Origin of the sequence: Ideonella sp. A 288 (assembly GCF_002198735.1) — a bacterium.
In the GTDB taxonomy this organism is placed as follows: Bacteria; Pseudomonadota; Gammaproteobacteria; order Burkholderiales; family Burkholderiaceae_C; genus Pseudaquabacterium.
The window spans coordinates 1-26,931 of the sequence record NZ_MWLO01000114.1; the positions used below are offsets into that span (position 1 = coordinate 1).

Sequence of the window (26,931 nt, forward strand, 5' to 3'; positions counted from 1 at the left end):
GCGGGCACGTTGCCCCGCCCGATCCCTGCCGCAGCGGCCAGCGCCAGCAGGGCCAGGGCCAGCGCCCCGGGCTCGGGCACGGCCCCCGCCTTCAGGCCATCGCGGTCGCCGAAGGTCTTCCAGGCGGCGCCCGACGCCAGCCGGAACTGCGCCTGCTGCGTGCCGTCGCAGCAGGCCTCGAGGCCGAACACGTCGAGCCGGTGCATCCCGGCCAGCAGGCCCAGGGCATCGAACTCGAAATACTGGCCGGGCTGGGTGTAGGCGCCGTTCCACCACATGTCCTGCGTGCGCACGCCGAGCAGCTGGCCGTCCAGGAACACCGCACCGCCGCGGCCGAAGTCCGGTCCGATGCGCACGCCGAAGTCGTGGCCCTCGTGGCCCGACAGGCCGAAGTCGACCGCGAAGTGGAAGGCCAGGTCGCTGGCCCCGCCGCCGCACACCGACTGGTTGGACAGGCCCGTGAACGACGCGACGACCGCATCGCAGGTGCCGGCGGTGGGCGCATCGGCCAGCAGTGCCTGCACCGTGGCACGGTAGTACTCGCCGTTCAGCGCGTCGCTGCCCAGCGACGGCGCGGTGTCGGTGGCATGGCGCGTCTGCATCGTCACCAGGCTGGCCGAGGCCGGGCCGGCCAGGGCCAGTGCACAGATGGCCGCAGCGAGGGCGGTGAGGGGCGAAGGGGGTGTCATGCAGGGTCTCCGTGGCGGGTGGGCGACGCGGCTGGGCCCACGCCGGACCCATCGCTCCCGGTGCTATCGGCCGCTTCCGGCCGGGCTTGAGTGCGCCGCCGGGCCGCCGTGGCACAGTGCAGGCTGTTTCGCTGCGCCGGAAGACCCCCATGCTCGCCTATCGACACGCCTTCCACGCGGGCAACCATGCCGACGTGCTCAAGCACACGGTGCTGCTGCGCGTGCTGCAGTACCTCAACCAGAAGGACAAGCCCTATCGCCTGGTGGACACCCATGCCGGCGCCGGCGGCTATTCGCTGACCGACGACGCCGCGCAGAAGAAGGGCGAGTACCTGCAGGGCATCGCGCGGCTGTGGAAGCGCAAGGACGCGCCGGCGCCGGTGGCCGAGTACGTGGACCTGGTGCGCCAGTTCAACGCCGGCGGCGAGCTGCGCCACTACCCCGGCTCGCCGACGCTGGCCCATGCGGTGCTGCGCGCCGGCGACCAGCTGCGCCTGTTCGAGCTGCACCCGGCCGACTTCCGCACCCTGCAGCTTGGCTTCGACGGCCAGCGCAGCGTGCAGGTGTTCAACGCCGACGGCTTTGCCGGGCTGAAGGGCCAGGTGCCGCCGGCGCCGCGGCGCGGCGCGGTGCTGATCGACCCCAGCTACGAGGGCCGCGACGACTACGCCAAGCTGGTGAGCGCGCTGCGCGACGCGGTGCTGCGCTTCCCCGAGGGCACCTACGTGGTCTGGTACCCGCAGGTCAGCAAGCTCGAATCGGCGCGCCTGCCCAAGCAGCTGAAAGGCCTGGCGCCCAAGGGCTGGCTGCATGCCACGCTGAGCGTGCAGAAGCCCGATGCGCAGGGCTTCGGCCTGGCCGGCAGCGGCGTCTTCGTGATCAACCCGCCCTTCACCCTGCACGCCGAACTGGCCACCGCCCTGCCCTGGCTGGCCGAGGTGCTGGGGCAGTACGACGGCGCCAACTGGGCGCTGGAGCAGAAGGTGGTGTGAGCGCGCGCGCAACGGGGCAGGCCGCACGCGGCGCACCGTCCCACCCCCGCGCGCACAATGCAGGCCCATGATCTTCTCCGGGGTGCGCTGGCATGGCCTGAAGCTGAGCTTCGGCAACTGGCTGACCCTGATCAGCCTGCTCTCGCTGTTGCCGATGCTCGCGTTCTCGGTGTTCGTCGTCCAGCGCATGCTGGCCTCGAACGAGGCCGGGGAGATCGCCACGCTGACGCGGCGAACGGCGCTGGCCGCCGAGGCCATCGGCCGCGAGCTCGACCATGCCCGCATCACCGCCCGCGTGATCGCGCTCAGCAGCGTGGCGGTGCGGGGCGACTTCCAGGGCCTGCACGCGCTGGCCTCCCGCGTGGCCGCCAGCGACCCGACGATCCAGGTGATCGCGCTCATGCAGCGCGACGGCCAGCGCGTCCTTTCCACCGCGTACCCCTGGGGCACGCCCGGCACAACGCAGCCACTGTCCGCCAACGAGGCCCGTGTCATCGACGAGGACGTCGGCGTCGTGTCCCCGATCGTCCCGCTCGGCGGCGACGGCGGGTTGGTGGTGGGCATTGCACAGCCCCTGCAGGTCGAGGGTGGCGCGCGCTACTCCCTGCGCATCGCGATCCTGCAACCCAGCCTCAGCGCCGCGCTGGCCAGCCTGCGCTGGCCGACGGACTGGACGGTCGCGATCATCGACCAGCGCATGAACATCGTGGCACGGTCCCGCGACGAGGCGCGGCGGGTCGGCCAGGCCGTGACCGAGGACCTGCAGGCGCGCATCCGCGGCGGCCACACCGAGCCCTTCAGCGCCGTCAACAAGGACGGCATGCGAACCCTGGCAGCACTGGCGCGCATACCGGACAGCGACTGGTGGGTCGCGGCCGGCCTGCCCGAAGCCGACCTCGAAGCGCGCGCTCGGGAGCCGCTGGTGTGGATGAGCGGCATCGGGCTGCTGCTGGTGACCCTGGGCGTCGTCAGCGCATCGCTGCTGGGCCGCGAACTGACCCGCCAGGTGCGCCGCGCCGCGCATGGCGAAGCCCTGGGCGACCTGGCCGTGCACGAACTCCGCCACTTCGAGGCGCGCACCCGGCACTCGGCCGCCGCCTTGCACGATGCACGCCACGACGCGCTGACCGGCCTGCCGTCCCGGGCCCTGTTCATCGAGCAGGCAGACGCGCTGAACCAGAACGCCCGCACGCGCCCGCACTGGGGCCTGGCCGCGCTGTTCATCGACCTGGACGGCTTCAAGCAGGCCAACGATCGCCTGGGGCACGACGCCGGTGACCGCATCCTGGTCGACGTGGCCGATGCGCTGCGACAACATACGCGCGCCGAAGATTGCGCCGCGCGCCTGGGTGGCGACGAGTTCGTGGTGGCGCTGGCGGCCCCCTCGGACCATCTGCAGCGGATCAGCGAAGGCGTCGCCGCGCGCATCGTCCGGGATGTCGCGGCGCTGGGCGACGGTCTGGGTTGCAGCATCGGCGTGGCCACGGCGCCGGCAGGTGTCGACCTGAAGGCACTGCTCGAACGCGCCGACCGGGCCATGCTCTCGGCCAAGCGGGACGGCAAGAACCGCGTCGGCATAGCGCCCGAACGCAGCGACTGATGACGAGAGAAAGAGCGACGCAGCCGTGCCCTTTCCGCCGCCCCTGGCGCCACGCGCCGCACGCGCAATCTGGAGGCTGCCTGCGCGACAGGCCGCGCCGATTCGGACCGCTCCGGGCCGCTTCCACGCGCGAACCCCGGCGTGCGCAGCGCGGAGGGTCGTCCCTTGAGCCCGACCGACGCCGTTTCGCTCGCGTTCCCGGTGTTCTTCCAGGGCCTCGCGCTGGGCCTCGGCCTCATCGTGGCCATCGGCGCGCAGAACGCCTTCGTGCTGCGCCAGGGCCTGCGCCGCGAGCACGTGGGCAGCGTGGTGCTGTTTTGCGCGGTGGCGGACGCCGCCCTCATCGCCGCAGGGGTGCTGGGCATGGCCCAGGCGCTGGGCCAGCACCCCGGCCTGGCGCGGGCGCTGGCCCTGGCGGGGGCGCTGTTCCTGGCGGCCTACGGGTGGCAGGCGCTGCGCCGCGCGCGCCAGGCGCACCGGCTGCAGGCGGCCGATGGCGCCGGCAGCCTGGGCCGCGGCGCCGCGGTGGCGCAGGCGGCGGCCTTCACGCTGCTCAATCCGCACGTCTACCTGGACACGGTGCTGCTGGTGGGCAGCATCGGCGCCCAACAGCCACCGGCGTTGCGCGGCTGGTTCATCGCCGGTGCCAGCGGCGCCAGCCTGTCGTGGTTTGCGCTGCTGGGCTTCGGGGCGCGCTGGCTGGCGCCCTGGTTCGCCAGGCCCCGGGCCTGGCAGGTGCTGGACGGCCTGATCGGTGCGACGATGTTCGTGCTGTCGGCGCTGCTGGTGCGGCATGCGCTCGTCGACTCCTGAAAGGCCTGTCGTGTACCTCCACCCGCTGCACCGGTTCACCGATCCCGAGGCCCTGCAGGCGCTGATGGCGGCCCACCCGCTGGGCGCCTGGGTGTGCCAGGGCCACGACGGCCTCGTCGCCAACCACCTGCCCTTCCTGCTGGACCGCGGCCGCGGGCCGCTGGGCACGCTGGTCGGCCATGTCGCGCGCGCCAACCCGGTGTGGCGCGAGCTCGGCGGGGCCACGCCGTCGGTGGTGATGTTCCAGGGGGCGCAGTCCTACATCACGCCGGGCTGGTACCCCGGCAAGGCCGCGCACGGCCAGGTCGTGCCCACCTGGAACTACGCCGTGGCCCATGCGCACGGCATCGCGCGGGCGATCGACGACCGCGACTGGCTGCTCGATCTTGTCGAGCGCCTGACCGACGTGCACGAAGCCGGCCGGCCGATGCCCTGGCGGGTCGGCGACGCGCCCGCACCCTTCATCGACCGCATGCTGCGCGCCATCGTCGGCATCGAGATCCCGATCGACCGGCTCGAAGGCAAGCTCAAGGCCAGCCAGGACGAGGACCTGCAGGACCGGGTGGGCACGGTGCACGGGCTGCGCCAACGCGCGTCCGACGATGCCGCATCGATGGCCGACCTGGTGTCGCAAGCCCTCGAGGCAGACGCCATCCGCCGTCCGTGAGCACGATCTCCACCGCGGCCCCCTGCTCGGCCCGGTGAGGGCCGGCCGTGCACCGGCCACAGGTCGGCACGACCCGGGCGACCACCCGGCCCGGCGTCAGGGCTGCGCCGCCGACCCGTCCGGCGGGGCTTCGGCCAGCGGCCCCGCACCCTGGCGCGCATCGATCACGCGGGCCTGGCTGCGGCCCTGCAGCTTGGCCCGGTAGAGTGCCTCGTCGGCCAGGCGCAGTGCCTCTTCCAGGTCGTGCTGCTGCAGCTGGATGACCGCCGCGCCCAGGCTGATCGACAAGGCCACCGGCACCGCCATGCCGGGCAGCGGGCAGGCGGCCACCACCCGGGGCAGCCTCAGCGCCAGGGCCTGCAGGTCGCCCCGGCCGGACACCAGCAGCGCGAACTCGTCGCCGCCCAGGCGGGCCAGCAAGTCTTCCTCGCGCAGTTGCGCGCGCAGGGTGCGGGCCAGGTGCACCAGGGCCTGGTCGCCGGCGGCGTGGCCCCAGGTGTCGTTGATCTGCTTGAAGTGGTCGACGTCCAGCAGCATCAGCACCAGGCCCTGCTGCGGGTCATGCGGCGCCGCCAGCGCCCGTGCGGCCAGGTCCATGAAGGCGCGGCGGTTGAACAGGCCGGTGAGCGGGTCGGTCTCGGCCTGCTCGCGCAGCTGGTGCTCCAGCCGCTTGCGGTCGGTGACGTCGAAGATGGCGCCGGCCTGCCCGGCCACGCCGCCGTTCGGGTCGCGCCACACCGCCTTGTGGAACACCACGTCGCGCAGGCTGCCATCGGCCCAGCGCACGCGGGCATCGTAGATCTGGTGGCCGCCCTCGGCCAGCAGGGCGCGGTCGGCCTCGTCGTACACCCGGGCCAGATCGGGCTGCCAGAGCTGGTGCACCGTCTGGCCGATCACCTGGTCGCGCGTCACGCCCAGGTATCGCTGGAAGGCCACATTGCAATCGAGGTAGACGCCCTCGGCGTCCTTCACGAAGATCGGCACGGGCAGGTTGTCCAGGCTGGCCCGCAAGGCGATCGTGGACAACCTGAGGCGGCGCAATTGCGCATGCAGGCCCGCCTCGGACTGCACCGACGCCGCCGCGCGGGCCAGCACCTGGGCCAGCCGCGGGGCGTCGTCGATGTCGCAGCAGTCGAAGGCACCGGCGCGCCACCAGTCGGCGTCGCAGGGTGACGTTGTGGGGCCGAGCACGATCACCGGCACCACCCCCTGGGCGGCCCGGTGCACCGCCTGCAAGGCGCCCAAGCCCTGCGCTGCCGGCAGGTCTCGGGCGTCGAACAGCAACACCCCATCGGGGTCCGCCAGGCACTGGGCGATGAGCTGCTCGGCGCGGTCCCAGTCGGTGGTCAGCGCGGCGCTCCAGGCCAGCGGCCAGGGCGGCGGCGCCCGGTCGCCCAGCCAGCCCACGCGGACCTGGCCCGGCCAGTTCGGGGGGAGGGCCGGGGGGGAGTCCGAGGTGGAGTCCGAGGTGGTGGCCGACACGACAGGCGGTTCCTGCATGGCCGGATTATCGGACGTGGATCTCAGGGGCGCCCCCCTGGAATCGGCGGAGCGCCCACAGCGGCAGCCGGCATCAAGGCACGGCCACCGGCAGAGGACCGACCGCACCCTGCCGCGGCCGCAAGCCGAACCAGGGCCGCAGCACCGCCACCCGGCGGATGAGCTCGACCCCGACCACGCTCAACGACAAGGTGAGGACCACCAGCACCGGTCCCTCCAGGGCCGGAGGCCAGCGCAGCGGCAGCAGCCACTGGCTGCCGACGATGAGCAGGGTCTGGTGCAGCATGTAGACCGGGAACACCGCCTCGACCAGCCACGCCCGCACCGTGGCATCGACGTCGAGGTGCCGCACGGCAAAGCCGACCGCGGCCAGCGCCGCGGCCCAGGCATAAGCCGCCAGCACCGCGTGCACGACCGGCTGGGGTGGCTTGACGACCACCAGGGCCACCCAGGCGGCCGCGGCCATCGGCAGTGCGATCCAGCGCACCGAGGCCACACGCTCCCAGAGCGCCGGCTGCACCGCCACGACGGCCCCCGCCGCGAACATCGCCAGGGAGACGGCGTGGGTGAACCAGTCGCCCCACAGCGCATGCGTCACCGGGTACCGGGCCACCAGCAGCAGCCGAGCCGCCAGGAGGAACAGCATCGGCACCACGAGCAACGCGGCCGCGCCCGAGGCCTGGTGCACGCGCCGGGCCGCCGAGCGCAGCGCCTGCGGGCGGACGGCCAGCACGGCGCACAACAGCATCGTGTAGACCCACAGGTAGGGCAGGAACCACAGGTGGTTCCAGGTCGGCAGGATCAGGCAATGCCCGTCACGGCAGAAGCCGTGGTAACCGCTGAAGTAGAGACCGAGGAAATCGACGAAGCCGCCGGCATGGCCGAACTTCTGCACCACCTCGGCGTAGGACTGCGGTGGCACCAGCAGCACCACGCCGCACAGCAGGGGCCACAGCAACTGCCGGCTGCGCCGGCGCACCAGCGCCAGGCTCGGCCCACCACTGAACAGGTGCGCGCTGGCGGCACCCGAGACGAAGAACAGCAGGCCCATGCGCCAGGGTTCACTGAGCTTCATCCAGGGCTCCAGCGCCGGCCCGGCGAACGGGCTCTTGACGTGGAAATCCCAGCTCACGTAGTACATGCCCACGTGGTACAGCACCAGCAGGGCCAGCGCGATGATGCGCAGCCAGTCGAGGAAGTAGAGTCGCCGCGGGGCCTGGGGTGGGTGCGGCGCGGCCAGGCGATCGGCTTGCGCGCCGGTGCCGGGTGCCCCGGGCGGCGTCACTTCCACGCGAACATCGGCTGCTCGAAATGCGCCACCCGCGTCTCGCGTCCGGCGATGCAGACTTCGCAGAACTGGTAGACGATGGCGCCGGTGGGCGCGGCGATCCAATGTTCGCCCACCGGCATGCGCAGCACTGGGTGCTCGCTGTGCGGCACGGCGTCCAGCAGCGGCGCATCGGGCCGCAGGAACTCGGCCACCGGGATGCGGTGGATACTGCGCACCTCGCCGGGCTCGGCCTGCAGGCGGCGCGCATCGCCGGCCCACACCACCACCGGCGTGATGACGTAGCCCGAGCGGGTGACGAAGTCGTCCAGGCGGCCGAGCACGTCGCTCATCTCGAGCGTCAGGCCCACCTCCTCGGCCATCTCGCGCAGCGCGGCCTGCTCGGGCGTCTCGCCGGCGTCGAGCCGGCCGCCGGGCAGCGCCCACTGGCCGGCGTGGCGGCGCATGTCACCGGCGCGCCGGGTGAGGATCAGTGCGGCCTGCACGCTCCAGCCGTCGCCGCGCGGCAGGCCGGGCACGCCGGCGCCGGGGCCTTCGTCGGTGATGGCCACCGCCACCGCCGCGCGGGTGTGGCCGGCGAGGTCGGCGCCCTGGACGGGGAAGCCGGCCAGCCGCTCGTGCACGCGGGCCCGCAGGCGGTCGTCGCGCACCAGCGGCACGGCATTGGGCTCGCGCCACGGGGCCTGCAGGCGCGTGCCCTGGTCGATGGGCGCAAAGTGCCCGTCGCGGGACAGCACCACGTCGCGCGACAGGCCTGGCTCGTGCACCAAGTCGTCGCCGCCGTCGGCCGGCGACCGAGGCACCGCGGCCGGACGACGGGGGTCAGTCACGGAACTGCGGCGCGCGCTTCTCGAGGTTGGCGCGCACCGCCTCCACCTGATGCGGCGCGCCCATCAGCGCCACCTGTTCGTCCGACTCGGCCTGCAGCAGCGCCGCCTCGCTCTCCAGCGCGGCGGCGCGGTTGAACAGGCGCTTGCCGGCGCGCAGGGCACTGGGGCTGCGGCCGGCCATCTCGCGGGCCATGGCCATGGCCTCGGCCAGCGGATCGGCGCACACGCGCGTGGCCAGGCCCACGCGCACGGCCTCCTCGCCCAGCACCACGCGGCCGGTGTAGGTGAGTTCGCGCACCACGTCGTCGCGCACCAGGCTGCGCATCAGCGCCACGCCGGCCATGTCGGGCACCAGGCCCCACTTGATCTCCATCACCGACATCTTCGCGTCGGGCGCGATCAGCCGGATGTCGGCGCCCAGCGCCAGTTGCAGCCCGCCGCCGAAGGCCACGCCGTGCACCGCGGCGATCACCGGCACCGGCAACTGGCGCCAGCCCCAGGCCACCTGCTGGGCCGAGTTGGCCAGGCCGTGGGTGCGCGGGCGCAGGTCGCGGATGCCGCCGTCGGTGCCGGCGTTGATCTTGCTGAAGCGGCCCATATCGAGCCCGGCGCAGAAGGCCCGGCCTTCGCCATGCAGCACCACCACGCGCACGCGCGGCTCGGCCTGCAGCCGCGCGGTGGCGGCCACCAGCGCATCGAACATCTCGATGTCCAACGCATTCATCTTGTCGCCGCGCACGAGGCACACGTCGGCCACGCCGTGCTCGTCGATCTGGATGCGGACGCGTTCTTCCATGGGTAGGTTCCTTTGAAATGGTTCAGCCGCGTTTGGCGCGGTCGGCGGCATCGGTGCGGGCGATGTGCTCGCGGGCGCGCTGCCATTGCTCGTCGGTCCAGCCCAGCATGGGCGAGAAGTTGCCGCCGGTGGCCTGCCACTGCGCGCCGTCGATGGCGATGGTCTGCCCGTTGACGTAGTCGGCCCCCGGGCTCATCAGGTAGACGGCCAGGTTGGCCAGCTCGGGCATGCGGCCGGCGCGCTGCATCGGGTTGCCCTGGGGCTTGTGCTCGCCGCCGCCGGGGTTCAGGCGCGCGCTCATGCCCTCGGTGGGGAAGAGGCCCGGCGCGATGGCGTTGAAGCGGATGCCGCGGCCACCCCATTCCACCGCCAGCGACTGCGTCATCGCGTGCAGCCCGGCCTTGCTCATCGCCGAGGGCACGGTGAAGGGCGAGCCGTTCCAGACCCAGGTGGTCAGGATCGACAGCACGCTGGCCTTCTGGCCGGCGGCCAGCCAGCGCTTGCCGCAGTCGAGCGTCATGTTGAAGCTGCCGCGGAAGACGATGTTGGCGATGGCATCGAACGCCCGCGACGACAGGTCCTCGGTGCGGCTGATGAAGTTGCCGGCGGCGTTGTTCACCAGGCCGGTGAGCGGGCCCTGCGCGGCCCACACCTTGTCGAGCATCTCGGTGATGGCGTCGGGCTGGCGGATGTCGCAGACATAGGCGCTGACATGGCCGCCCGAGGCCTGCGCATGGGCGGCGTTGAGTTCGCGTGCGGTGGTCTCCACCACCTCGCCGCGGCGGCCGCAGATGACCACGTCGGCGCCCAGCAGCAGCATGGCCTCGGACATCACGCGGCCCAGGCCGGTGCCGCCACCGGACACCAGGATGCGCTGGCCTTGCAGCAGGCCGGGCTTGTAGAGCAGGTCGTCGAGTGTCATGGCCGATCCTTTCGGGTGCTGGGTGGGGGCGCGGCGGCGGGCGTCACTTCAGCGGGCGTCACTTCAGCGGGCGTACTTCAGCGGGCATCACTTCAGCGGGTTCTGGGGCTCCAGGCCGTGCAGCGCCTTGTCCTTGCGGCAGACACCCAAGGCCTGTGTGCGCGACGACACGATCACCGACACCTCCTGCGACGCGGCGTCGGCCTTCACCTTCAGGCAGGCGCAACCGTAGCCCGCGCTGCCGGTGCCGGTGCGCACCCATTGGCCGGGCTTGAACTTGGGCCAGTCGCCCTTGGCCTGGTGGCCGCCCTGCAGGCCGATGGTCCATTCGCCGTCGCGGTCGGTCAACGTGGCGTTGCCGGGCGTCGGGTTGTCGAACCAGCCGCAACGCGTGACCGCATCGGGCGGCGCCGACGAGGCCATGGCCGTGGCCGCCGCGCCGGCCAGCAGCGGCACGGCCAGCCGGCGCAGCCATGCCCGCGGGCCAGCCGCCGACGCGATCGCAGGCGAACGCGGCCTCATGGCAGCGGCGCCATCTGCAAGGGCGACATGCGCAGCGGCGCTGCTGGCGGCGGCGCTTCTGCCGCCTTGCCGCTGGCCGCGAGCAGGATGGTCTCGAACTTGCGCGCCAGCGCGGCGATGTCGGCCGCGTGGTCGTTGCCGTTGACCATGCGCCGCGCCGCCTCGTACTGCGTCAGGTCGCCGGCGAAATACTGCGAGAACTTGTGCCCGTTGGCAAAACCCTTGCCGGTGCGCATGCCGTGTGACATCAGCGCGTAGGCGATCTCGGGCGTCTTCACCAGTTCGGGGTCGAGCAGCAGATCGAGCCCGCGGCCGATGGCCGCGCCCGAGGACGCGTAGTTCGACCACCAGGTGAGCTGCACGTAGCCCCGGCCGAAGTAGGCGTGCTCGACGCCGTCGTCGTCGTCGTAGGCCTTGGCCGCGGCGCCACCGTCGATGGTGCCCATGCGGGCCTTCTTCGTCAGCGGGGTCACGACGCCGGCGGCCGTCACCTGGAACTGGTCGCCGTCCTGCTCGGTGATGCGCACGCTGCCATCGGGCAGCAGCTTCACCTTCACCGGCTCGTGGTACTTGCGCCCCTTGCCCTGCCCGATCTCGTTCACCGGCGCCATGGTCATCAGCCACTTGCGCTGCTTGACGATGACCGGTCGACCCTTCTTGTCCACCATCGGCCGGCCCTTCTTGTTGACGGCCACGTGCGTCACCGTGGTGGGGTAGGTGGTCTCCCACATCACGGTGGCCAGCATGTAGGCGGCCTGGCGCACGTCGGTGATGCCAGCGTCGCGCTCGATCAGGCCCAGCAGCACCAGCATGTCGGGCACCGCCGCCGCGTTGTAGCGCCCGCTCTTGGCGAAGGTCTCGGTGAAGGCGTTCTGGAAGCTAGGCCGGTCGTACGCTCCGGCGTGCTGGTAGTTGGGCTTGGGCGGTGGGGCCATCGGCATGCTCCGTTGCAGGGGTGATGCGAGGGGATTCTGCAGCAGCGGGCGGCGGTCAGAGCTGGCGCGAGATCACCTCCTTCATGATCTCGCTGGTGCCACCGTAGATGCGCTGCACGCGGGCGTCGGCGTACATGCGGGCGATCGGGTATTCGTTCATGTAGCCGTAGCCGCCGAACAGCTGCAGGCATTCGTCGAGCACGCGGCACTGCGTCTCGCTGCCCCACAGCTTGGCCATCGACGCGGTGGCGGTGTCCAGCGTGCCGGCCACCAGGTCGTGCACGCAGCGGTCGATGAAGGCCCGGCCCACCTTGATCTGCGTCGCCACCTCGGCCAGCTTGAAGCGGGTGTTCTGGATCTCGATCAGCGGCTTGCCGAAGACCTGGCGCTCGCGCACGTAGTCGAGCGTGGCGCGGTAGGCCCCTTCCATGTTGGCCAGCGCGCTGACGCCGATGATCAGACGCTCGTACGGCAGGTCGCTCATCAGCTGGAAGAAGCCCTGCCCTTCCTTGCCGCCCAGCAGCTGCGCCGCGGGCACGCGCACCTCGTCGAAGAACAGCTCCGAGGTGTCCTGCGCCTTCATGCCCATCTTGTCGAGCACGCGGCCGACGCGGAAGCCCTCGCAACCCTCGGTCTCGACGATCAGGATCGAGGTGCCGCGCGCCCCCTGGGTGGGGTCGGTCTTGCACACCACCAGGATCACGCCGGCCAGGAAGCCGTTGGTGATGAAGGTCTTGGTGCCGTTGAGCACGTAGTGGCCGTCGCGCAACTCGGCCTTGGTGCGGATGCCCTGCAGGTCGCTGCCGGCACCGGGCTCGGTCATCGCGATGGCGCCGACCAGTTCGCCGCGGGCCAGCCGCGGCAGGTAGCGCTGCTTCTGGTCCTCGGTGCCGTGGTTGAGAAAGTAGTGCGCGACGATCGAGTGCACCGAGGTGGCCATGCCCGACAGGCCGCGGCGTGCGCATTCCTCGTAGAACACCGCCTCGTGGCGGAAGTCGCCACCGCCGCCGCCGTACTGCTCTGGGATGTCGGCGCACAGCAGGCCCAGCTCGCCGGCGCGGCGCCACACGGCGTGGCCGACATGGCCGCGCTCGCGCGACGCGGCGTCGTCGGGCTCGAGCTCGGTCTCGATGAAGCGCGCGCAGGTGTCGCGCCACAGGTCGAGGTCGGGGTCGGTCCAGCTGCGGGGAAAGTCCATGGTCATCGCGCTCGGAAGGGGTTCTGACCAGTGTGGGGCCCTTGGAGCCGCGACGGAATCAGGGCTTGCCTTGTCGCGAAGGCGCCATCTGCCGGATCAGCTCGCGCGCCTCGTCGCCCTCGGGGATGGGCCGGCCGCTGTCGCGCCACTGCACCGCCGACTTGAAGCCCTCGGCCTGCGCCTGGCGCCGGAACCACATCCCCTCGGGGTTGTGGCGGGTGATGCCGTCGAACACGGTGGCCATCATCTGGCTCTGTTCCAGGCCCTGGGTGAGCATCACCTGGTTGACCACCATCTTGTGCATGGCCAGGTGGCCGCGCGGCACGCCGGCGATGCGCGTGGCCAGCGCCATCGTCTCGGCGTCCAACTGGTCGGCCGGCACGGACTGGTTGGCCAGGCCCCAGGCGGCGGCGGTGCGGCCGTCGATCACGTCGCCGGTGAACATCATCTGCTTGGCGCGGGCCGGGCCCAGGCGGTAGGTCCACATCGCGGTGGTGGGGCAGCCCCACACGCGGGTGGGCATGTAGCCGATGCGGGCATCGTCGGCCATCAGCAGCAGGTCGCAGCACAGCGCGATGTCGCTGCCGCCGGCCACCGCGGCACCGTGCACCTTGGCGATGGTGGGCTTGGGGCAGCGCCACAGGCTCATGAAGTCGTCGGTGTTGCGCTTCATGTGGGCATAGTCGACCATCGGGTCCCAGGGCTCGGCCTCCTGCTGGCAGGGGTGATCGAGCACGCCTTCGCCGAACTGCTGCAGGTCGTAGCCGCCACAGAAGCCCTTGCCGGCGCCTTCGACGACGATCACATGGATCTCGTCCTGCGCCTGCGCCCATTCCACCGCGGCGCGCAGTTCGCGCGGCGTCTCGTCGTTGATGGCGTTGAGCCGCTCGGGGCGGTTCAGCATCAGCCGGGCGATGCGGGGCTGCTGCGGGTCGGCGTCGATGCGCAGCGTGGTGTAGGTGGGCACGGACGTTCCCCTCAGCGCTGGCGCGCGAACTCGGCTTCGTCGAAACCCACCGTGATCGCGCCGCCGGCCCACTCGACCACCGGCCGCTTGATCACGCTGGACTGGGCCAGCATCAGCGCGCGGGCGCTGGCGGCATCGATCACCGCCGCGCGGGTGGCCTCGTCGAGCTTGCGCCAGGTGGTGCCCTTGCGGTTGAGCACGCGCTCCCAGCCGGCGGCCGCCAGCCACGCGTCCAGCCGCTGCGGCGGCACGCCGGCCTTCTTGAAATCATGGAAGTCGTGGGCCACGCCCTGCGCGCCCAGCCAGGCGCGGGCGCGCTTGACGGTGTCGCAGTTGGGGATGCCGTAGAGGGTGGTGGGGGTCATGGTGGGGCTGATCGAACGACAACGGCAAAGCGCATAGGTCGCGATGCGGATGACAACTGAAGGCCGCTCAGCGGCCCAGCCGACTTAGCTTTGGTTCCACTCTTTATGGGTTAGCTTCACGTTATGCGGCCCACAGCTGCAGACTCGTCACATTCGCCCAAGTGAAGCGACAGTGTCGTTCCAGAAATAGCGCTCCCGGAAGGCCTTGGCCTCTGCTGCGGGGTAAGCTGGTGCGTCGAGCAGGGACTCGATTGTTCTGACTTCAAACGTGGACGTATCGGCAAGTAGATCAATGTAGGAAGACGCCGCATACGCGTAGCTGGGATTTTTTGATGGGTGGACAAGAACGAACCTTCCCCACGAATACATTTGCGAGGCGTCCTGCAGCATCGAGAGCACAAGCAAGTGGTCCAACCAGATTTGCTGGAGCTTCGTTCCGACAATTTTCTCGATGGCTCCGGCCTTAAAAACTCCGGACGCATCGCAGACGTGTCGATAGCGCGCCAGTCGCAACTCGCTCGGGACTCGCTGCACAGCGCAGTGTTCGTGGTACTTCGTCTCGACCCCGACAATGGCGGCAGTGCCGTCGGGACGCTTGGCTTCAAAGGCGACGTCGAACGCACTGCGGTTCTCCAAGTAGCGCCCGGGAAGTTGTCGACCGGGAGACCACTCGAATCGGACGTCTGAAACTGGTCCCGGCATGGACGGCCACCACGTCCTGAGATTCTCCGTGGCCAACGTGTGGTCGGCCCACAATGGCCCGAACAAGTTGAAGCACATCGGCATTGACGACAGCAGGTCTGCGTATAGCCGATCCCCGTTTAGTGTCTGCTTCGGCTCTGAGCGCTCCGTACGCAACCTTGCAGCTTCTCGGGCCGCGGACGACAGGAAGTTTCCCCCCGACTGAACCGCAACCTCGAACTTAATGCGACTACCCAAGGGGCGCGAAGTTACACCATCGCGTGGCCGAGTTGGCTGCGTTCCCTCAGGCAAGTTCTTTGACTTCCGCCAAAGTGCCTGATGTAGGCGGGCGCGCCGCTTGAACGCGGTTGTTTCTGGGTCACCCGGAGCGCGATCCACAGATTCGTTGCAGTTGTTAGACAAAAGTGCTTCGCCGAGTTCAGTTGTATTGGGGTGCATGGATTTCAGTTTGATGAACTAGCTACGCGGGTGACGCCGGCAGGATGCCAGGCCCGGGTTGCTCAGAATGTACGTCGCTGCGCCAGCCGTGCCCATGAGCCCCGAAGCTAGCACTCCTCTCGAGCAACTACGATGTGACTCCCGCCTTCAAGCCGAAGGCAGCGGACCACCAATTGAGCCGTGTTGAGCAAGCTCACCTGTAGCGGAAATGTCGGGCAGAGGAGATTGCACGACTGATGTTGTTGTCTGTTTGGGTCGATGTCGACTTGGCGGAATGTTGATCCACCCGTCAACCAGCAGGCGCATCAGCAGCCAAGCTCGCGCGAGCAGCTTCGAGCACAGCGACCGCGCGCTCACGCGACACAGTGGGGAAGTCTTCGAGGAAGTCCTCGAGTGACGACGAACCTTCGAGGTAATCGAACAGATTCTTGACGGGTACTCGTGTTCCCGTGAAGCACAGTGCTCCGCTCATGATTTCCGGGTCTCGCTTGACCAGTGAAGTGTCCATGGATACCTCCGAGACCGGCAGTCTAGCCGAGAGGGCGCCCCCATTTGGCTACCCCGTCGACAGGCGTTTGCCCGCACTCAGCGATGGTTCGACTGCCTCATGTCCGAGTTGTCGTCGATCCTGAACGTCACTGGAGGTTCAAGCCGAAAGCGGGGCGACGCGCCCGCGCGCCAGGTCCGCGGCGTAGCCCAGTGCCGCACGGACGTGCTCGGCCCGCAATCCGGGGTACTGGCGCGGGATGTCCGCATGTGCGGCGCCGTCAGCAAGGTTGTCGAGCACGGCCGTGACAGGAATGCGGGTGCCGACGAAGCAGATCGCTCCGTGCAGGATGTTCGGATCGGTGGTGATGTACTGCCTCCACTCCATGTCAGCCTCGCTGTCGAAACGGGGTGGTGGCCACCGCCTCAGTACCGCCCCATGCCATCACCGTCCTTCACATCGCAGGCCGGGTCGGGCATGAAGCCGACGCCACCGCGCGTGACGCCTTTGGCGGTGACGGTGATGCGCGCCCAGAGGCAGTCGTTGGTGGGGTAGCGCCAGGACCAGGTCTCGCGGTTCTGCCATTCGCCGGCGCGGTGGCCGGGGCGGCCCAGCAGGCGCAGCAGGTCGGCCACCGGCATGCCGTCGGTGACCTTGTAGAAGTTGGCCTCGGTGAGCACCTGTTCGACGGCGGTGACACGGCCCGAGGCATCCAGGTCGACCATCCAGGTGGTGCGGCCCGCCGGGCCGCGGGGGTACTCGAGGCGGCTGGCGCCCTGCGCCAGCACGTGGCGACCGGCCGGCTCGCCCAGGCGCTGCGTGACCTCGGACTCGGTCTGGCCCACGCGCACCTCGGTGGCCGGCTCCAGCATGGCGCAGCCGCCGAACGCGACCAGGGCGCCCAGCACGGCCAGCGTGCGGAACCCCGTGCGGCCCGCAAGGCCGATCGCACCCGAGGCTTTCCTTGGCTTGGGCCCGTCCATGTCGACTCCTTCGCGTTGCGCCGGCCTGCGCGGCCCGGGCATGGCCGGGTCGACGCCCGGCACGGCCGGCAGGCCGGGCATGCACACGATCCTACGCCCGCCCTGTCGTGCGTGCAGCAGCGCCAGGGTGTGCAGGATCAAGGCAGCGGCGGGCACAGCACACCCATCAGGGCGGGCCGCACGTACACCGCGCCGACGTTGTCGACCGTGGCCCCCGGCATCCAGCGCTGCAGTTCGGCCGCGGCGTTGATGGCGGCGCTGACGATCTGCGCGGCGATGGCCGGGTCGAGCGGCCGGATCGAGCCGTCGACCATGCCGTCGACGAGGGTGCCGCCCAGCCGCTCGGACAGGCTCAGCATGGTGCGCCGCACGCGCTCGCGCTCGGCCTCGTCCGGGATGGCGCTGGTGGCGGTGGCGCGCAGCAGCGGCCCGCGCGCCGAGAGCTGGAAGCGCACCAGCGACACCGCGCTGGCGCACACGCGGGCCCAGCCGGGGCCGGGCGACTCTTCGGCGGCGCGCAGGGCGCGGCGCAGCACGTCGAAGCTGCGGTCGAAGCAGGCCGAGATCAGGTCGCGCTTGGTGTCATGGTGGTGGTAGAACGAGCCCTTGGTGACGTTCAGCCGGGCCGAGATGCGGTCGACCGACGCCCCGCGGTAGCCCTGCTCGTTGACCAGCACGGTGGCCGCGCGCAGGAAGGCCTCGGTGCCGACGCCAGCCTCGTCGGGCGACGCGGCCCCCAGGTCGAGCGGCGCCTCGTGCCACATAGCGCCGGGGCCGGCCAGGCCGTGCAGCAGGATGTCCACCACGCGCCGGGCCACGCGCGGGTAGTCGTCGGTCTCGTAGCGGCCGATCCAGCCGCGCTGCCAGTGCGCGGTGGACATCGCCAGGTGGGCCCGCGCGTTGAGGTCGGCCCGCGACAGCGCCGCCGTCTCGGGGCCCTGCAGCAGGCCGCGCATGCGGCGGAACATGTCGGTGTAGGCACCGAAGACGGCGTCCACGTGCGGTTCGGGCAGCGCCCGGATGTCGTTGAACAGGATCAGCGGCGGGTGCGCACCGGCCTCCACGGCCATCAGCAGTTCGGCATGCAGCTGGAAGAAGCGGGCCACCCGCTGCTCGACGCTGCCGGCGCGCCCGGCCTCGGCCATCAGGCCCTCGAACACCTCGATGGCGCGCAGGAAGCAGGCCGTGGCCAGCGCCTCCTTCTTGCGGTAGTAGTAGGTGACGCTGTTGGTGGCCAGGCCCACGCGGGCGGCGATGTCGGCCAGCGTGGCGCCGCGCACGCCACGCTCGTTGAACAGCCGCGCCGCGGCGGCCAGGATGGCCTCGCGCTTCTCCTGGAAGCGCGGGGTGGGCGGCGGTGCCTGGCGGGGTGGAGGGGCAGGGGCGAGCATGGCCGGTGGAAGAGGCGAGGGCCGGCACCTGCCGCCCGTCGTCCGGCGCATCTTCTGCAGAATGGAATTCTGGGTATGCTGGTGTTTTCCCTGTATCTCCAGGGTGACATACAGGCGAAGCTCTCGCTTAGAAACTTCGGTCTGCCCCGTTGGGCACGAACCGGCACCACCCCAAGGAGACGAGATGGACTTCAGCCTGTCCGAACGACAGATCCACTGGCGCGACCGGGTCGTCGCCTTCATGAACGAGCATGTCGTCCCCGCCATCCCGGTGGTCGATGCCCAGGTCAAGGCCTTCGGTGCCAACCGCTGGCAGGTGGTGCCGATGATCGAGGAGCTGAAGGCCAAGGCCCGCGCCGCCGGGCTGTGGAACCTGTTCCTGCCGGCCGATTCGCTGCCCGAGGGCAGCCCCTACCGCGGCGCCGGCCTCACCAACCTCGAGTACGCGCTGTGCGCCGAGGAGATGGGCAAGGTGCACTTCGCCTCCGAGGTGTTCAACTGCTCGGCGCCCGACACCGGCAACATGGAAGTGCTGGCCCGCTACGGCAACGACGCACAGAAGAAGCAGTGGATGGAACCGCTGCTCGACGGCCGCATGCGCTCGGCCTTCCTGATGACCGAGCCGGCGGTGGCCTCGTCCGACGCCACCAACATCGAAACCTCGATCAAGCGGGACGGCGACCACTACGTGATCAACGGCCGCAAGTGGTGGTCGTCCGGCGTGGGCGACCCGCGCTGCAAGATCGCCATCCTGATGGGCAAGACCGACACCGACGCGCCCAAGCACGCGCAGCAGTCGCAGATCCTGGTGCCGCTGGACACGCCGGGGGTCGAGGTGGTGCGCATGCTGTCGGTGTACGGATACGACCACGCACCGCACGGCCACGCCGAGGTGCAACTGACCAACGTGCGCGTGCCGGCCGAGAACCTGCTGCTGGGCGAGGGCCGCGGCTTCGAGATCGCCCAGGGCCGCCTCGGGCCGGGCCGCATCCACCACTGCATGCGCACCATCGGCGCGGCAGAGAGCGCGCTCGAGAAGATGGTGCGGCGGCTGCAGTCGCGCGTGGCCTTCGGCAAGCGCATCTCGGATCAGTCGATCTGGGAGCAGCGCGTGGCCGAGGCGCGCATCGACATCGAGATGACGCGCCTGCTGTGCCTGAAGGCCGCCGACATGATGGACAAGGTGGGCAACAAGGTGGCGCGCCTGGAGATCGCGATGATCAAGGTGGCCGCGCCGCGCATGGCCCTGAAGATCCTCGACGACGCGGTGCAGGCCCATGGCGGCGCCGGCGTGGCGAGCGATTTCGGCCTTGCGTCAAGCTGGGCCAGCCTGCGCACGCTGCGCCTGGCCGATGGCCCCGACGAAGTGCACAACCGCTCGATCGCCCGCATGGAGTTCGGCCGCTACAAGCCGCAGGGCAGCGGCCACTGAGCCCCGCGAAAGACCTGCCATGACCCTGTTCGACCTCAGCGGCCAGGTGGCCGTCATCACCGGTTCGTCGCGCGGCATCGGCCGGGCCATCGCCGAGCGCCTGGCCGAGCATGGCGCTCGGGTGGTCATCTCGTCGCGCAAGGCCGCGCCCTGCGCCGAGGTGGCCGACGCCATCAACGCGAAGCATGGCGCAGGCCGCGCCATCGTGGTGCCGGCCAACATCTCGTCGAAGGACGACCTGCAGCGCCTGGTGGACGAGACGATGCGCCAGTTCGGCCGCATCGACGTGCTGGTGTGCAATGCCGCGTCCAATCCCTATTACGGACCACAGGCCGGCATCAGCGACGACCAGTTCCGCAAGATCCTCGACAACAACATCGTCGCCAACCATTGGCTCATCGCGATGGCGGCGCCGCAGATGGTGGCGCGGCGCGCGGGCTCGATCATCATCGTCTCGTCGATCGGCGGGCTGCGCGGCTCGCCCATCATCGGCGCCTACTGCATCAGCAAGGCCGCCGACATGCAGATGGCGCGCAACCTGGCGGTGGAGTACGGCCCGCACAACGTGCGCGTGAACTGCATCGCGCCGGGCCTGATCCGCACCGATTTCGCCCGCGCGCTGTGGGAAGACGAAGCCATGCTCGCGCAGCGCAACGCCACCACGCCGCTGCGCCGCATCGGCGAGCCCGACGAGATCGCCGGTGCCGCCGTGTTCCTGGCCAGCCAGGCCGGCTCGTTCATGACCGGGCAGAGCCTGGTCATCGACGGCGGCGTGACGATCTGAGCTCAGGCACGGCCATGCACGACGCCGCCACGCTCGACCCGTTCCGCGCCGAAACGCGCGCCTGGCTCGAGGCGAACTGCCCGCCCGAGATGCGCCAGCCCGTGGGCGACGACGACATCTGCTGGGGCGGCCGCCGATTCCGCTTCCAGTCCGACGCCCAGCGCCTGTGGCTGCAGCGCATGGCCGAGCGCGGCTGGACGGTGCCCACCTGGCCGCGCGAATACGGCGGCGCCGGTCTGTCGGCCGACGAGGCCAAGGTGCTGGCGCAGGAGATGCGCGCCCTGCACTGCCGCCCGCCGCTCACCAGCTTCGGCATCTGGATGCTGGGCCCGGCGCTGCTGAAGTTCGGCACCGAGGCGCAGAAGCTCGAACACCTGCCGCCGATCGCGCGCGGCGAGATCCGCTGGTGCCAGGGCTACTCGGAGCCCAACGCCGGCTCCGACCTGGCCTCGCTGGCCACGCGCGCCGAAGACCGCGGCGACCACTTCATCATCAACGGCCAGAAGATCTGGACCAGCTACGCCGACCAGGCCGACTGGATCTTCTGCCTGGTGCGCACCGACACCGCCAAGAAGCACACCGGCATCAGCTTCGTGCTGTTCGACATGGCCTCGAAGGGCGTCAGCACCAGGCCCATCCTGCTGATCTCGGGCAAGAGCCCGTTCTGCGAGACCTTCTTCGACGACGTGCGGGTGGACAAGCGACACCTCATCGGCACGCTGAATGCCGGCTGGGACGTGGCCAAATACCTGCTGACGCACGAGCGGGCGATGATCGGCAGCATCGGCGACCGCAGCGCCGCCCGACCGCTGGGCCAGGTGGCCGCGGCGCAGCTGGGCGTCGATGCGCAGGGGCGGCTGGCCGACCCCGGGCTGCGCGCGCAGATCGCCGAGTTCGAGGCCGACGAGTTCTCGTTCCGCCTGATGATGGAACGCGCCGGCGACCTGGGCAAGTCGCGGCAGGGCCACCCGGCGATGTCGTCGATGCTGAAGTACTACGGTGCCGAACTCAACAAGCGGCGCTGGGAGCTGATGGCCGCGGCCGGCGGCATCGACGCGCTGGAATGGGACAGCGAGCGCTCTCAGCATGGCCTGGTCGCGCGCACCTGGCTGCGCACCAAGGGCAACTCGATCGAGGGCGGCACGAGCGAGGTGCAGCTCAACGTGATCGCCAAGCGCCTCCTCGAACTGCCCGGGGCCTGAGATGAAACCCCCAAGCTCACTGCGTTCGCTGCCCCCCGAGGGGGCTGAGTGCCTCGGCTCCAAGTCCGCCTGCGCGGACTTGGACGGCACGAAGGCTTGGCGCGTCTCGCGCCAGGCGCTCAGTACCTTCGGAACGGCCGGGCGGTACTGACATGCCGCTGATCCTGACCGAAGAACAGACCATGCTACGCGACAGCGCGCGCGACTTCCTGGGCGCGCAGGCGCCGCTGTCGCAACTGCGGCGCCTGCGCGACGAGCGCGACGCCACCGGCTTCTCGCCGGAGCTGTGGCGGCAGTTCGCCGAGATGGGCTTCACGGGCGTGCTGGTGCCCGAGGCGCATGGCGGCCTCGGCCTGGGCCATGTCGAGGCCGGCGTGGTGATGGAGCAGATCGGCCACCAGCTCGCCGCGTCACCCTTCCTGGCCAGCGCGGTGGTCGCCACCACGGCGCTGGCGCACGGCGGCACGGTGGCGCAGCAGGCCGACTGGTTGCCTCGGCTGGCGCGCGGCGAGGCCATCGCCACGCTGGCGGTGGACGAAAGCCGCAAGCACCGGCCGGCGCACACGGCGCTGAAGGCCACCCCCCACGACGCCGGCTTCCGCCTCGACGGCGACAAGGCTTTCGTGCTCGACGGCCACGTGGCCGACCTGCTGATCGTCGCGGCGCGCACCGCCGGCGCGCCGGGCGATGCGGACGGCTTGTCGATGTTCCTCGTCGACCGCACGGCGCCGGGCGTCGAGGTGGAGCGCACCGCGATGGTCGATGCGCACAACGCGGCGCGCGTGCGCTTCCACCAGGTGCAGGCGGGCACCGACGCCCTGCTGGGCCCGCTGCACGGTGGCGGTCTGGTGCTCGATGCCGCCTTGAACGCCGGCCGCGCGGCCGCGGCGGCCGAACTGCTGGGCCTGGCCGACGAGGTGTTCGCGCGCACCGTGCAGTACCTGAAGGAGCGCCGCCAGTTCGGCAAGCTGATCGGCGAATTCCAGGCGCTGCAGCACCGCACCGCGCACCTGTACAGCGAGCTCGAGATCACCCGCGCCGCGGTGCTGCACGCGCAGCAGCGGCTGGACGCCGACCCGGCCGCGGCGGCAGACGCCGTGGCGGTGGCCAAGGCCCGTGCCGGCCGCAGCGCCACGCTGGCGGTGCAGGAAGCCGTGCAGATGCACGGCGGCATCGGCATGACCGACGAGTTCGACGCCGGCTTCTTCATGAAGCGCGCCCGCGTGCTGCAGGAGCTGTACGGCGACGCCCACTTCCACCAGGACCAGCTCGCGCAGCGGCGCGGCTATTGACGAGAGACCGATCATGAGCATGGTAGTGACCTACGAAGTGCGCGGCCCGGTGGCCGTGATCACGATGGACCGGCCGCCGGTGAACAGCCTGGGCGCGGCGCTGCGCAGCGGCGTGGCCGACGCGATGGACCGCGCCGCGGCCGACGCCGCCGTGCAGGCGGTGGTGCTGACCGGCAGCGCGCGCGCCTTCTCGGCCGGCGCCGACGTGACCGAGTTCGGCACCCCCAATGCGCTGCGCGAGCCCAACCTGCGCGTGCTGATCGGCCTGGTCGAGGCGATGGACAAGCTCGTGGTCGCGGCCATCGGCGGCCAGTGCCTGGGCGGCGGCTTCGAGCTGGCGATGGGATGCCACTTCCGCGTCGCGTTGGCCGACGCGCAGCTGGGCCTGCCCGAGGTGAAGATCGGCCTGCTGCCCGGCGCCACCGGCACGCAGCGCCTGCCGCGGCTGATCGGCCTGGAAGGGGCGCTCAACATGGCGGTGAGCGGCAACCCGGTGGCCGCGGCCAAGTTCGCCGGCACGAAGCTGATCGACCAAATCGTCGAAGGCGACCTCGCCGCCGGCGCGGTCGCCTTCGCCAACACGGTGCTCGCCGAGAAGCGCCCGATCCAGCGCGTGCGCGACCTCAAGATGAAAGACCCCACCGGCGAGGCCTTCCTGCAGTTCGCCCGCAACACCGTCGGCGCGATGAGCAAGAACTTCCCGGCGCCGCTGAAGTGTGTCGAGGCCGTGGCGCTGTCGCTGACCAAGCCCTTCGACGAAGGCGTGCGGCTGGAGCGCGAACTGTTCATGGCGCTGATGGCCACGCCCGAATCGCGCGCGCTGCGCCATGTGTTCGCGGCCGAGCGCGCCGCTGCCAAGATCCCCGGGCTGCCCGAGGGCACGCAGCCGCGCAAGATCGCGCGGGTGGGCGTCATCGGCGCCGGCACCATGGGCGGCGGCATCACGATGAACTTCCTCAACGCCGGCATCCCCGTGGTGCTGCTCGAGATGAAGCAGGAGGCGCTGGACAAGGGCCTGGGCACCATCCGCAGGAACTACGAGAACTCGATGAAGAAGGGCAAGTTGAAGCCCGAGCAGGTGGAGCAGCGCATGGCGCTGGTCACGCCCACGCTGAGCTACGACGCCTTCGCCGACGTCGACCTCGTCATCGAGGCCGTGTTCGAGGACATGGGCGTGAAGGAGACCGTCTTCCGCACGCTGGATGGCGTGTGCAAGCCCGGCGCCATCCTGGCGTCCAACACCTCGTACCTCGACCTGAACAAGATCGCCGAGTTCACGAAGCGCCCGGCCGACGTGATCGGCCTGCACTTCTTCAGCCCGGCCAACGTGATGCGCCTGCTGGAAGTGGTGCGGGGCGACAAGACCGCGCCCGACGTGCTGGTGACGGCCACCACGCTGGCCAAGACGATCAAGAAGATCGCCGTAGTGTCGGGTGTGTGCGACGGCTTCATCGGCAACCGCATGCTGGCGCGCTACGGCGCCGCGGCGATGGGCCTGATCAATGCCGGCGCATCGCCGCAGCAGGTGGACGGCGCGCTGCAGAAGTTCGGCCTGGCGATGGGCCCGTTCCGCATGGGCGATCTGGCCGGCCTGGACATCGGCTGGGCCACGCGCAAGCGCAAGGCCGCCGAGGCCGGCGTGCCGTTCACGCCCGGCGTGGCCGACAAGCTGTGCGAGGCCGGCCGCTTCGGCCAGAAGACCGGCGCCGGCTGGTACCGCTACGTGCCCGGCGCGCGCGACCCCATCCCCGACGAGGTGACCGAGAAGCTCATCGCCGAGCACCGCGCGTCGCTGGGCATCCTGCCGCGCAAGGTGAGCGACGAGGAGGTGGTGCAGCGCTGCCTGTTCGCGCTGGTGAACGAAGGCGCACGCATCCTGGAGGAGGGCATCGCCGCCCGCGCGTCCGACCTCGACATCGTCTACCTCAACGGCTACGGCCACCCGCTGCACCGCGGCGGGCCGATGCTGTATGCCGACACAGTGGGCCTGCCGAACGTGGCGCGCGCGCTGAAGAAGTTCGCCGCCGAGCCGGGCGCCGATCCGTCATGGCAGCCCGCGCCGCTGCTGGTCAAGCTCGCTGAAGACGGCAAGTCGTTCAACTGATCCGAGGCACACACCATGACCGACGCTGTCATCGTCTCCACCGCCCGCACCGGCCTGGCCAAGAGCTGGAAGGGTGCCTTCAACATGACCTATGGCGCCACGCTGGCCGGCCACGCCGTGCAGCACGCCGTGGCCCGCGCGGGCGTCGAGCCCGGCGAGGTGGAGGACGTGATCCTCGGCCTCACCTTTGGCGAAGGCACCACCGGCGGCAACATCGCCCGCCAGGCGGCGCTGCGCGCCGGGCTGCCCATCACCACCGCGGGCCTGAGCATCAACCGCTTCTGCTCGTCTGGGCTGCAGAGCATCGCGCTGGCCGCGCAGCGCATCATCACCGGCGAGGCCGACGTGATCGCCGCCGGCGGCGTCGAGAGCATCTCGTGCGTGCAGAACGAGGCCAACATGCACATGCGGCGCGACCCCTGGCTGATCGAGCACAAGCCCGAGATCTACTGGAACATGCTGCAGACCGCCGAGCAGGTGGCCACGCGCTACGGCGTGCCCAAGCTGGCGCAGGACGAATACGGCGTGCGCAGCCAGCAGCGCGCCGCCGCCGCGCAGGCCGCCGGCAAGTTCGCCGACGAGATCGTGCCGATGACCACCGTGATGGCGGTGGCCGACAAGGCCACCGGCCGGCTGATGCGCAAGGAAGTGACCATCGCCGCCGACGAAGGCATCCGCGGCGACACCACGCTGGAGGTCGTCTCGAAGCTTCGCAGCGCCCTGCCCGGTGGCCAGGTGACGGCCGGCAACGCCAGCCAGTTCTCCGACGGCGCGTCGGTGTGCGTGGTGATGAACGCCACGCTGGCCGAACAGCGCGGCCTCAAGCCCCTGGGCATCTTCCGCGGCTTCGCGGTGGCCGGCTGCGAGCCCGACGAGATGGGCATCGGCCCGGTCTTCGCCGTGCCCAAGCTGCTGAAGAAGGCGGGGCTGAAGGTCGACGACATCGGCCTGTGGGAACTGAACGAGGCCTTCGCGGTGCAGGTGCTCTACTGTCGCGACAAGCTGGGCATTCCCGACGAGCGGCTCAACGTCAACGGCGGCGCCATCGCGGTGGGCCACCCCTACGGCGTCAGCGGCTCGCGGCTCACCGGCCACGCGCTGATCGAAGGCAAGCGCCGCGGCGTCAAGTACGTGGTGGTCACGATGTGCATCGGAGGCGGTCAGGGCGCAGCCGGACTGTTCGAAGTGTGCTGACGCATCGCATCGAATCCGGCCCCTGGTTCGCCGGCCTGTCGGTCGAACTGCGGCAATCCATCCTCGCCCGCACGCGGGTGCGGCACGTAGCGCGCGGCGCCGCGCTGGTGCATCGCGGCGCCCAGGCCACCGACTGGATCGGCGTGGCCAGTGGCGCGTTGCGACTGGGTGCCTGCGGCCCCGACGGCCGCGCCTTCGCGCTCGAACTGCTGAGCCCGGGCGAGTGGTACGGCGACATCGCGCTGATCGACGGCAACCCGTCCGACCTGGAGATCCACGCCCACGTGGCCTCGACGCTGCTGCTGGTGCCGAAGGCCGAACTGCGCCAGTTGGTGCAGGGCAGCCAGGAACTGCAGCAGGCCTTCCTGCAGCTCAATTGCCGACGGCTGCGCCACCTGTTTCGCCGCCTCGAAGAGATCCACACCTTGCCGCTGGCACAGCGCGTCGCCCTGCAGGTCAAGCGCCTGACACGCCAGTTCGGCCGCAGCACGCCGCAGGGCCTGGTGCTGGACCTGGCCATCTCGCAGGGCGACCTGGCCGACCTGCTGTGCGCCAGCCGCCAGCGCGTCAACAGCGTGCTGCGGCAGATGCAGGCCCGCGGTGTGCTGGCCGAGGGCCATGCCCGCATCGTGGTGGCCGACACCGAGCAGCTGGCCGCACTGGCGGCTGGTCGCACGGTGCTGACGAGGGTGGCCGAGGCAGCGCTTCGCTGAGCCTGGCCATCGACGTGGCCTGATTCCGCGTTGCGTTCCGGTGGGTCGCCTTCGGGCTCATCGCAGCCGATCGTTCCGTCCGACGATCTGCGCGGCGCGACAGGCGGCAGCCGACGGTGGCGCTG

At 70.6% G+C, this 26,931-nt stretch carries 27 protein-coding genes; 11 read left to right on the forward strand and 16 right to left on the reverse strand.

The genetic code is table 11. From position 1 onward, the window contains the following. A partial coding sequence (locus EOINJALH_RS11685) for a CCXG family PEP-CTERM protein (RefSeq protein WP_088280536.1) occupies window positions 1-689 on the reverse strand: 689 nt, incomplete at its 3' end. Between the two features lie 149 nt (window positions 690-838). Here EOINJALH_RS11685 and EOINJALH_RS11690 point away from each other — a divergent pair. The 4 genes from EOINJALH_RS11690 to EOINJALH_RS11705 all read left to right on the forward strand — a co-directional run bounded on the left by EOINJALH_RS11690 (window position 839) and on the right by EOINJALH_RS11705 (window position 4,761). After that, window positions 839-1,681: a 23S rRNA (adenine(2030)-N(6))-methyltransferase RlmJ gene (locus tag EOINJALH_RS11690; protein WP_088280537.1), complete on the forward strand. Its 843-nt coding sequence runs from the start codon at window positions 839-841 to the stop codon at window positions 1,679-1,681. Window positions 1,682-1,748: 67 nt separating this feature from the next. Next, on the forward strand, window positions 1,749-3,281 hold the full coding sequence (locus EOINJALH_RS11695) for a GGDEF domain-containing protein (RefSeq protein WP_088280538.1): 1,533 nt from the start codon (window positions 1,749-1,751) through the stop codon (window positions 3,279-3,281). A gap of 165 nt (window positions 3,282-3,446) precedes the next feature. Beyond that, window positions 3,447-4,094 carry a LysE/ArgO family amino acid transporter gene (locus tag EOINJALH_RS11700; protein WP_088280539.1) on the forward strand — a complete coding sequence of 216 codons (648 nt, stop codon included), beginning with the start codon at window positions 3,447-3,449 and terminating at the stop codon, window positions 4,092-4,094. Between the two features lie 10 nt (window positions 4,095-4,104). Next, window positions 4,105-4,761 carry an FMN-binding negative transcriptional regulator gene (locus EOINJALH_RS11705; protein ID WP_234413801.1) on the forward strand — a complete coding sequence of 219 codons (657 nt, stop codon included), beginning with the start codon at window positions 4,105-4,107 and terminating at the stop codon, window positions 4,759-4,761. 96 nt (window positions 4,762-4,857) lie between these two features. On the opposite strand, the gene EOINJALH_RS11710 is transcribed toward EOINJALH_RS11705, so the two are convergent. The 15 genes from EOINJALH_RS11710 to EOINJALH_RS11775 all read right to left on the reverse strand — a co-directional run bounded on the left by EOINJALH_RS11710 (window position 4,858) and on the right by EOINJALH_RS11775 (window position 18,085). Next, window positions 4,858-6,261, reverse strand: a complete 1,404-nt coding sequence (locus EOINJALH_RS11710; protein ID WP_088280541.1) for a GGDEF domain-containing protein — start codon at window positions 6,259-6,261, stop codon at window positions 4,858-4,860. Between the two features lie 73 nt (window positions 6,262-6,334). Then, complete coding sequence (locus EOINJALH_RS11715) at window positions 6,335-7,552, reverse strand: acyltransferase family protein (RefSeq protein ID WP_234413802.1); 1,218 nt, start codon at window positions 7,550-7,552, stop codon at window positions 6,335-6,337. After that, a complete protein-coding gene (locus EOINJALH_RS11720) occupies window positions 7,543-8,379 on the reverse strand; it encodes a CoA pyrophosphatase (RefSeq protein ID WP_234413803.1) in 837 nt (278 codons plus the stop codon). Before EOINJALH_RS11720 ends, EOINJALH_RS11715 begins: the two co-directional genes overlap by 10 nt. Then, the gene (locus EOINJALH_RS11725; RefSeq protein WP_088280542.1) at window positions 8,372-9,175 is read right to left on the reverse strand and encodes a crotonase/enoyl-CoA hydratase family protein; all 804 of its coding nucleotides are present in this window, start codon (window positions 9,173-9,175) and stop codon (window positions 8,372-8,374) included. Before EOINJALH_RS11725 ends, EOINJALH_RS11720 begins: the two co-directional genes overlap by 8 nt. A gap of 22 nt (window positions 9,176-9,197) precedes the next feature. Next, on the reverse strand, window positions 9,198-10,097 hold the full coding sequence (locus tag EOINJALH_RS11730; RefSeq protein WP_088280543.1) for an SDR family oxidoreductase: 900 nt from the start codon (window positions 10,095-10,097) through the stop codon (window positions 9,198-9,200). Window positions 10,098-10,184: 87 nt separating this feature from the next. Continuing rightward, complete coding sequence (locus EOINJALH_RS11735) at window positions 10,185-10,619, reverse strand: DUF4087 domain-containing protein (protein ID WP_088280544.1); 435 nt, start codon at window positions 10,617-10,619, stop codon at window positions 10,185-10,187. After that, window positions 10,616-11,554 (reverse strand): glycoside hydrolase family 19 protein, encoded by a 939-nt coding sequence (locus EOINJALH_RS11740; RefSeq protein WP_144289988.1) that lies wholly within the window; start codon window positions 11,552-11,554, stop codon window positions 10,616-10,618. Before EOINJALH_RS11740 ends, EOINJALH_RS11735 begins: the two co-directional genes overlap by 4 nt. 55 nt (window positions 11,555-11,609) lie before the next feature. After that, window positions 11,610-12,758 (reverse strand): acyl-CoA dehydrogenase family protein, encoded by a 1,149-nt coding sequence (locus EOINJALH_RS11745; RefSeq protein WP_088280545.1) that lies wholly within the window; start codon window positions 12,756-12,758, stop codon window positions 11,610-11,612. 52 nt (window positions 12,759-12,810) lie between these two features. Beyond that, window positions 12,811-13,719 (reverse strand): crotonase/enoyl-CoA hydratase family protein, encoded by a 909-nt coding sequence (locus EOINJALH_RS11750; protein ID WP_088280546.1) that lies wholly within the window; start codon window positions 13,717-13,719, stop codon window positions 12,811-12,813. A gap of 11 nt (window positions 13,720-13,730) precedes the next feature. Then, window positions 13,731-14,084: an ArsC family reductase gene (locus EOINJALH_RS11755; protein ID WP_088280547.1), complete on the reverse strand. Its 354-nt coding sequence runs from the start codon at window positions 14,082-14,084 to the stop codon at window positions 13,731-13,733. A gap of 147 nt (window positions 14,085-14,231) precedes the next feature. Further along, window positions 14,232-15,224, reverse strand: a complete 993-nt coding sequence (locus EOINJALH_RS33480; RefSeq protein WP_404872758.1) for a PGN_0703 family putative restriction endonuclease — start codon at window positions 15,222-15,224, stop codon at window positions 14,232-14,234. A 289-nt stretch (window positions 15,225-15,513) separates the two neighbouring features. Beyond that, window positions 15,514-15,732 (reverse strand): DUF433 domain-containing protein, encoded by a 219-nt coding sequence (locus EOINJALH_RS11760; RefSeq protein ID WP_088280548.1) that lies wholly within the window; start codon window positions 15,730-15,732, stop codon window positions 15,514-15,516. A gap of 138 nt (window positions 15,733-15,870) precedes the next feature. After that, a complete protein-coding gene (locus tag EOINJALH_RS11765) occupies window positions 15,871-16,098 on the reverse strand; it encodes a DUF433 domain-containing protein (protein WP_088280549.1) in 228 nt (75 codons plus the stop codon). A gap of 38 nt (window positions 16,099-16,136) precedes the next feature. Next, the gene (locus EOINJALH_RS32160; protein ID WP_234413804.1) at window positions 16,137-16,775 is read right to left on the reverse strand and encodes a hypothetical protein; all 639 of its coding nucleotides are present in this window, start codon (window positions 16,773-16,775) and stop codon (window positions 16,137-16,139) included. A gap of 56 nt (window positions 16,776-16,831) precedes the next feature. Next, window positions 16,832-18,085 (reverse strand): TetR/AcrR family transcriptional regulator, encoded by a 1,254-nt coding sequence (locus EOINJALH_RS11775; protein WP_088280550.1) that lies wholly within the window; start codon window positions 18,083-18,085, stop codon window positions 16,832-16,834. Window positions 18,086-18,269: 184 nt separating this feature from the next. On the opposite strand from EOINJALH_RS11775, the gene EOINJALH_RS11780 reads away from it, so the two are divergent. From EOINJALH_RS11780 to EOINJALH_RS11810, 7 genes are all read left to right on the forward strand, one after another. Then, window positions 18,270-19,517, forward strand: a complete 1,248-nt coding sequence (locus EOINJALH_RS11780) for an acyl-CoA dehydrogenase family protein (protein WP_088280551.1) — start codon at window positions 18,270-18,272, stop codon at window positions 19,515-19,517. A 19-nt stretch (window positions 19,518-19,536) separates the two neighbouring features. Then, the gene (locus EOINJALH_RS11785) at window positions 19,537-20,301 is read left to right on the forward strand and encodes an SDR family NAD(P)-dependent oxidoreductase (RefSeq protein WP_088280552.1); all 765 of its coding nucleotides are present in this window, start codon (window positions 19,537-19,539) and stop codon (window positions 20,299-20,301) included. Window positions 20,302-20,315: 14 nt separating this feature from the next. Continuing rightward, the gene (locus EOINJALH_RS11790; RefSeq protein ID WP_088280553.1) at window positions 20,316-21,503 is read left to right on the forward strand and encodes an acyl-CoA dehydrogenase family protein; all 1,188 of its coding nucleotides are present in this window, start codon (window positions 20,316-20,318) and stop codon (window positions 21,501-21,503) included. 152 nt (window positions 21,504-21,655) lie between these two features. Beyond that, complete coding sequence (locus tag EOINJALH_RS11795; RefSeq protein ID WP_088280554.1) at window positions 21,656-22,795, forward strand: acyl-CoA dehydrogenase family protein; 1,140 nt, start codon at window positions 21,656-21,658, stop codon at window positions 22,793-22,795. A 19-nt stretch (window positions 22,796-22,814) separates the two neighbouring features. Then, the gene (locus tag EOINJALH_RS11800) at window positions 22,815-24,899 is read left to right on the forward strand and encodes a 3-hydroxyacyl-CoA dehydrogenase NAD-binding domain-containing protein (RefSeq protein ID WP_088280560.1); all 2,085 of its coding nucleotides are present in this window, start codon (window positions 22,815-22,817) and stop codon (window positions 24,897-24,899) included. A 15-nt stretch (window positions 24,900-24,914) separates the two neighbouring features. Next, window positions 24,915-26,093: an acetyl-CoA C-acyltransferase gene (locus tag EOINJALH_RS11805; protein ID WP_088280555.1), complete on the forward strand. Its 1,179-nt coding sequence runs from the start codon at window positions 24,915-24,917 to the stop codon at window positions 26,091-26,093. After that, the gene (locus tag EOINJALH_RS11810) at window positions 26,087-26,806 is read left to right on the forward strand and encodes a Crp/Fnr family transcriptional regulator (protein ID WP_158219731.1); all 720 of its coding nucleotides are present in this window, start codon (window positions 26,087-26,089) and stop codon (window positions 26,804-26,806) included. Before EOINJALH_RS11805 ends, EOINJALH_RS11810 begins: the two co-directional genes overlap by 7 nt. Window positions 26,807-26,931 lie beyond the last annotated feature (125 nt).

Bases quoted from the DNA above. Each gene is read 5' to 3' on its own strand.
- EOINJALH_RS11775 (WP_088280550.1), bottom strand. From the start codon at position 18,085: ATGCTCGCCCCTGCCCCTCCACCCCGCCAGGCACCGCCGCCCACCCCG.
- EOINJALH_RS11725 (WP_088280542.1), bottom strand. From the start codon at position 9,175: ATGGAAGAACGCGTCCGCATCCAGATCGACGAGCACGGCGTGGCCGAC.
- EOINJALH_RS11695 (WP_088280538.1), top strand. From the start codon at position 1,749: ATGATCTTCTCCGGGGTGCGCTGGCATGGCCTGAAGCTGAGCTTCGGC.
- EOINJALH_RS11755 (WP_088280547.1), bottom strand. From the start codon at position 14,084: ATGACCCCCACCACCCTCTACGGCATCCCCAACTGCGACACCGTCAAG.
- EOINJALH_RS11790 (WP_088280553.1), top strand. From the start codon at position 20,316: ATGCACGACGCCGCCACGCTCGACCCGTTCCGCGCCGAAACGCGCGCC.
- EOINJALH_RS11805 (WP_088280555.1), top strand. From the start codon at position 24,915: ATGACCGACGCTGTCATCGTCTCCACCGCCCGCACCGGCCTGGCCAAG.
- EOINJALH_RS11690 (WP_088280537.1), top strand. From the start codon at position 839: ATGCTCGCCTATCGACACGCCTTCCACGCGGGCAACCATGCCGACGTG.
- EOINJALH_RS11760 (WP_088280548.1), bottom strand. From the start codon at position 15,732: ATGGACACTTCACTGGTCAAGCGAGACCCGGAAATCATGAGCGGAGCA.
- EOINJALH_RS11795 (WP_088280554.1), top strand. From the start codon at position 21,656: ATGCCGCTGATCCTGACCGAAGAACAGACCATGCTACGCGACAGCGCG.
- EOINJALH_RS11710 (WP_088280541.1), bottom strand. From the start codon at position 6,261: ATGCAGGAACCGCCTGTCGTGTCGGCCACCACCTCGGACTCCACCTCG.
- EOINJALH_RS11740 (WP_144289988.1), bottom strand. From the start codon at position 11,554: ATGGCCCCACCGCCCAAGCCCAACTACCAGCACGCCGGAGCGTACGAC.
- EOINJALH_RS33480 (WP_404872758.1), bottom strand. From the start codon at position 15,224: ATGCACCCCAATACAACTGAACTCGGCGAAGCACTTTTGTCTAACAAC.
- EOINJALH_RS11745 (WP_088280545.1), bottom strand. From the start codon at position 12,758: ATGACCATGGACTTTCCCCGCAGCTGGACCGACCCCGACCTCGACCTG.
- EOINJALH_RS11730 (WP_088280543.1), bottom strand. From the start codon at position 10,097: ATGACACTCGACGACCTGCTCTACAAGCCCGGCCTGCTGCAAGGCCAG.
- EOINJALH_RS11785 (WP_088280552.1), top strand. From the start codon at position 19,537: ATGACCCTGTTCGACCTCAGCGGCCAGGTGGCCGTCATCACCGGTTCG.
- EOINJALH_RS11800 (WP_088280560.1), top strand. From the start codon at position 22,815: ATGGTAGTGACCTACGAAGTGCGCGGCCCGGTGGCCGTGATCACGATG.
- EOINJALH_RS11735 (WP_088280544.1), bottom strand. From the start codon at position 10,619: ATGAGGCCGCGTTCGCCTGCGATCGCGTCGGCGGCTGGCCCGCGGGCA.
- EOINJALH_RS32160 (WP_234413804.1), bottom strand. From the start codon at position 16,775: ATGCCCGGCCTGCCGGCCGTGCCGGGCGTCGACCCGGCCATGCCCGGG.
- EOINJALH_RS11780 (WP_088280551.1), top strand. From the start codon at position 18,270: ATGGACTTCAGCCTGTCCGAACGACAGATCCACTGGCGCGACCGGGTC.
- EOINJALH_RS11765 (WP_088280549.1), bottom strand. From the start codon at position 16,098: ATGGAGTGGAGGCAGTACATCACCACCGATCCGAACATCCTGCACGGA.